Consider the following 5,373-nt stretch of genomic DNA (forward strand, 5'->3'; position numbering starts at 1 on the left):
GCTTTAAATTTATTGAGGCTCACATAGTAATAGGTAAGTTAAGTAATTAACTTGTCAGCATACTTTGAGAGCGACCGGTTCTAGCGATTTATCGCGAAAAACCGAAAACAGTAACAGGTTTAAACTGAAGAGTTTGATCCTGGCTCAGATTGAACGCTGGCGGCATGCCTTACACATGCAAGTCGAACGGCAGCACGGGTGCTTGCACCTGGTGGCGAGTGGCGAACGGGTGAGTAATACATCGGAACGTACCTTGTAGTGGGGGATAGCTCGGCGAAAGCCGGATTAATACCGCATACGCTCTGAGGAGGAAAGCGGGGGACCTTCGGGCCTCGCGCTACAAGAGCGGCCGATGTCAGATTAGCTAGTTGGTGAGGTAAAAGCTCACCAAGGCGACGATCTGTAGCTGGTCTGAGAGGACGACCAGCCACACTGGGACTGAGACACGGCCCAGACTCCTACGGGAGGCAGCAGTGGGGAATTTTGGACAATGGGCGAAAGCCTGATCCAGCAATGCCGCGTGTGTGAAGAAGGCCTTCGGGTTGTAAAGCACTTTTGTCCGGAAAGAAATCCTCTGGGTTAATACCTCGGGGGGATGACGGTACCGGAAGAATAAGCACCGGCTAACTACGTGCCAGCAGCCGCGGTAATACGTAGGGTGCAAGCGTTAATCGGAATTACTGGGCGTAAAGCGTGCGCAGGCGGTTTTGTAAGACGGATGTGAAATCCCCGGGCTTAACCTGGGAACTGCATTCGTGACTGCAAGGCTAGAGTATGGCAGAGGGGGGTAGAATTCCACGTGTAGCAGTGAAATGCGTAGAGATGTGGAGGAATACCGATGGCGAAGGCAGCCCCCTGGGCCAATACTGACGCTCATGCACGAAAGCGTGGGGAGCAAACAGGATTAGATACCCTGGTAGTCCACGCCCTAAACGATGTCAACTAGTTGTTGGGGATTCATTTCCTTAGTAACGTAGCTAACGCGTGAAGTTGACCGCCTGGGGAGTACGGTCGCAAGATTAAAACTCAAAGGAATTGACGGGGACCCGCACAAGCGGTGGATGATGTGGATTAATTCGATGCAACGCGAAAAACCTTACCTACCCTTGACATGTACGGAATCCTGCTGAGAGGTGGGAGTGCTCGAAAGAGAACCGTAACACAGGTGCTGCATGGCTGTCGTCAGCTCGTGTCGTGAGATGTTGGGTTAAGTCCCGCAACGAGCGCAACCCTTGTCCTTAGTTGCTACGCAAGAGCACTCTAAGGAGACTGCCGGTGACAAACCGGAGGAAGGTGGGGATGACGTCAAGTCCTCATGGCCCTTATGGGTAGGGCTTCACACGTCATACAATGGTCGGTACAGAGGGCTGCCAAACCGCGAGGTGGAGCTAACCCCAGAAAACCGATCGTAGTCCGGATCGCAGTCTGCAACTCGACTGCGTGAAGCTGGAATCGCTAGTAATCGCGGATCAGCATGTCGCGGTGAATACGTTCCCGGGTCTTGTACACACCGCCCGTCACACCATGGGAGTGGGTTTTGCCAGAAGTAGGTAGCCTAACCGCAAGGAGGGCGCTTACCACGGCAGGATTCATGACTGGGGTGAAGTCGTAACAAGGTAGCCGTAGGGGAACCTGCGGCTGGATCACCTCCTTTCTAGAGCATGCACTGGAAGTTGAGTGTTCACGCTTATCGGTTGTTGACTGCGTAGATCTAAGTCGGGTCTGTAGCTCAGGTGGTTAGAGCACCGTCTTGATAAGGCGGGGGTCGAAGGTTCAAGTCCTTCCAGACCCACCAAGCTTAACCACCGCCTGACCAAGTCGGCTGGTAAATGAGGCTTGATAGGGGGGCATAGCTCAGCTGGGAGAGCACCTGCTTTGCAAGCAGGGGGTCGTCGGTTCGATCCCGTCTGCCTCCACCAAAACCTTAGATCACATCGATGTCAGTCAAAAGTGTTTTACGTCTGCAGTAACTCTGTAGTAAATCCACGTGAACGTTTTTGAATGACAGCAATGTCATGCAGTATTTGTTCTTTAACAATTTGGAAGAAGAAGTAGTACAACGGAAGCGCGTTAGAGATGGCGCGTGAAAATTGTACGGGTTGTGATTGTATCAACCAGTATTTAAGTGATCGAAAGATGACTTGGAATACGGCACAACGCGAAAACTCAACCTATAAAGGATGTGTCGAGAGACGCACTCGTTATAGGGTCAAGCGAATAAGTGCATGTGGTGGATGCCTTGGCGATTACAGGCGATGAAGGACGCGATAGCCTGCGAAAAGTTGTGGGGAGCTGGCAAATAAGCATTGATCCACAAATGTCCGAATGGGGAAACCCGGCCTTTTAGGTCATCCTGGACTGAATACATAGGTCCAGTGAAGCGAACGCGGCGAACTGAAACATCTAAGTAGCTGCAGGAAAAGAAATCAACCGAGATTCCCAAAGTAGTGGCGAGCGAAATGGGACCAGCCTTCAAGATTTAGCACCGGTGTTATCAAAACGGAATGGAAAGTCCGGCCATAGTGGGTGATAGCCCCGTATGAGAAAGCCCTGGTGTGGAACTAAGCTTGAGAAAAGTAGGGCGGGACACGTGAAATCCTGTCTGAAGATGGGGGGACCATCCTCCAAGGCTAAATACTCGTAATCGACCGATAGTGAACCAGTACCGTGAGGGAAAGGCGAAAAGAACCCCGGGAGGGGAGTGAAATAGATCCTGAAACCGCATGCATACAAACAGTCGGAGCCTCGTAAGGGGTGACGGCGTACCTTTTGTATAATGGGTCAGCGACTTACATTCAGTGGCGAGCTTAACCGAATAGGGAAGGCGTAGCGAAAGCGAGTCCGAATAGGGCGTTCAGTCGCTGGGTGTAGACCCGAAACCAAGTGATCTATCCATGGCCAGGTTGAAGGTGCGGTAACACGTACTGGAGGACCGAACCCACTAACGTTGAAAAGTTAGGGGATGAGCTGTGGATAGGGGTGAAAGGCTAAACAAACTTGGAAATAGCTGGTTCTCTCCGAAAACTATTTAGGTAGTGCCTCGTGTATCACCTTCGGGGGTAGAGCACTGTCATGGTTGAGGGGTCCATTGCGGATTACCTCGCCATAGCAAACTCCGAATACCGAAGAGTGCAATCACGGGAGACAGACATCGGGTGCTAACGTCCGGTGTCAAGAGGGAAACAACCCAGACCGCCAGCTAAGGTCCCTAAATATTGCTAAGTGGGAAACGAAGTGGGAAGGCTAAAACAGTCAGGAGGTTGGCTTAGAAGCAGCCACCCTTTAAAGAAAGCGTAATAGCTCACTGATCGAGTCGTCCTGCGCGGAAGATGTAACGGGGCTAAGCAATATACCGAAGCTGCGGATGCGAGCTTGCTCGCATGGTAGGAGAGCGTTCTGTAAGCCTGTGAAGGTGACTTGTAAAGGTTGCTGGAGGTATCAGAAGTGCGAATGCTGACATGAGTAGCGATAAAGGGGGTGAAAGGCCCCCTCGCCGTAAGCCCAAGGTTTCCTACGCAACGTTCATCGGCGTAGGGTGAGTCGGCCCCTAAGGCGAGGCAGAGATGCGTAGCTGATGGGAAGCAGGTTAATATTCCTGCACCGTCGTATGATGCGATGGGGGGACGGATCGCGGAAGGTTGTCCGGGTGTTGGAAGTCCCGGTCCCTGCAGTGGAGAAGGCGCTTAGGCAAATCCGGGCGCGCAATTCAAGGCTGTGGGGCGAGCGAACTTGTTCGCGAAGCAATTGGAAGTGGTTCCAAGAAAAGCCTCTAAGCTTCAGTCATACGAGACCGTACCGCAAACCGACACAGGTGGGCGAGATGAGTATTCTAAGGCGCTTGAGAGAACTCGGGAGAAGGAACTCGGCAAATTGGTACCGTAACTTCGGGATAAGGTACGCCCTTGTAGCTTGACTGGCCTGCGCCAGGAGGGTGAAGGGGTTGCAATAAACTGGTGGCTGCGACTGTTTAATAAAAACACAGCACTCTGCAAACACGAAAGTGGACGTATAGGGTGTGACGCCTGCCCGGTGCCGGAAGATTAAATGATGGGGTGCAAGCTCTTGATTGAAGTCCCGGTAAACGGCGGCCGTAACTATAACGGTCCTAAGGTAGCGAAATTCCTTGTCGGGTAAGTTCCGACCTGCACGAATGGCGTAACGATGGCCACACTGTCTCCTCCCGAGACTCAGCGAAGTTGAAGTGTTTGTGATGATGCAATCTACCCGCGGCTAGACGGAAAGACCCCATGAACCTTTACTGTAGCTTTGCATTGGACTTTGAACCGGTCTGTGTAGGATAGGTGGGAGGCTTTGAAGCAGGAACGCTAGTTTCTGTGGAGCCGTCCTTGAAATACCACCCTGGCTTGTTTGAGGTTCTAACCTAGGTCCGTAATCCGGATCGGGGACAGTGCATGGTAGGCAGTTTGACTGGGGCGGTCTCCTCCCAAAGTGTAACGGAGGAGTACGAAGGTACGCTAGGTACGGTCGGAAATCGTGCTGATAGTGCAATGGCAAAAGCGTGCTTAACTGCGAGACTGACAAGTCGAGCAGGTGCGAAAGCAGGTCATAGTGATCCGGTGGTTCTGTATGGAAGGGCCATCGCTCAACGGATAAAAGGTACTCTGGGGATAACAGGCTGATACCGCCCAAGAGTTCATATCGACGGCGGTGTTTGGCACCTCGATGTCGGCTCATCTCATCCTGGGGCTGTAGCCGGTCCCAAGGGTATGGCTGTTCGCCATTTAAAGAGGTACGTGAGCTGGGTTTAAAACGTCGTGAGACAGTTTGGTCCCTATCTGCCGTGGGCGTTGGAAGTTTGAAGGGGGCTGCTCCTAGTACGAGAGGACCGGAGTGGACGAACCTCTGGTGTACCGGTTGTCACGCCAGTGGCATCGCCGGGTAGCTATGTTCGGAAGAGATAACCGCTGAAAGCATCTAAGCGGGAAACTCGCCTTAAGATGAGACTTCCCTGGGAACTCGATTCCCCTTAAGGGTCGTTCAAGACCAGGACGTTGATAGGTCAGGTGTGGAAGCGCAGTAATGCGTTAAGCTAACTGATACTAATTGCCCGTGAGGCTTGATCCTATAACCAGTGTGTTTTTCCTGGTGTGAGTATCGCTGTGCCGATACACTCGCAACCCAACATTGTTGTACTACGCTTCTTCCGAATTGGTTTTGTTGCACGCGCCGTGCAGCAGAACATACAAGTTATGCCTGATGACCATAGCGAGTTGGAACCACCCCTTCCCATCCCGAACAGGACCGTGAAACGACTCCACGCCGATGATAGTGCGGATACCCGTGTGAAAGTAGGTAATCGTCAGGCTCCCCTTAAAAACCCCTTGCTACACAGTAGCAAGGGGTTTTTGCTTT

The 5,373-nt window shown here is 52.2% G+C and carries 2 tRNA genes and 3 rRNA genes; all 5 read left to right on the forward strand.

The annotated features are described in order from the left end of the window. Positions 1–121 precede the first annotated feature (121 nt). The 5 genes from W930_RS0115150 (at position 122) to rrf (ending at position 5,326) form a co-directional block, all read left to right on the forward strand. Positions 122–1,654: ribosomal RNA gene (locus W930_RS0115150) — 16S ribosomal RNA — on the forward strand. 64 nt (positions 1,655–1,718) lie between these two features. Next, a tRNA-Ile gene (locus tag W930_RS0115155) sits at positions 1,719–1,795 on the forward strand. Between the two features lie 48 nt (positions 1,796–1,843). After that, a tRNA-Ala gene (locus W930_RS0115160) sits at positions 1,844–1,919 on the forward strand. Positions 1,920–2,207: 288 nt separating this feature from the next. Continuing rightward, positions 2,208–5,085, forward strand: a 23S ribosomal RNA gene (locus tag W930_RS0115165). Positions 5,086–5,213: 128 nt separating this feature from the next. After that, positions 5,214–5,326 (forward strand): 5S ribosomal RNA (rrf, locus tag W930_RS0115170). The 16S, 23S and 5S rRNA genes sit together here with 2 tRNA genes alongside, the layout of an rRNA operon. Positions 5,327–5,373 lie beyond the last annotated feature (47 nt).

The sequence above is a fragment of the Pandoraea sp. E26 genome (genome assembly GCF_000681415.1).
Taxonomy (GTDB): Bacteria; Pseudomonadota; Gammaproteobacteria; order Burkholderiales; family Burkholderiaceae; genus Pandoraea; species Pandoraea pnomenusa.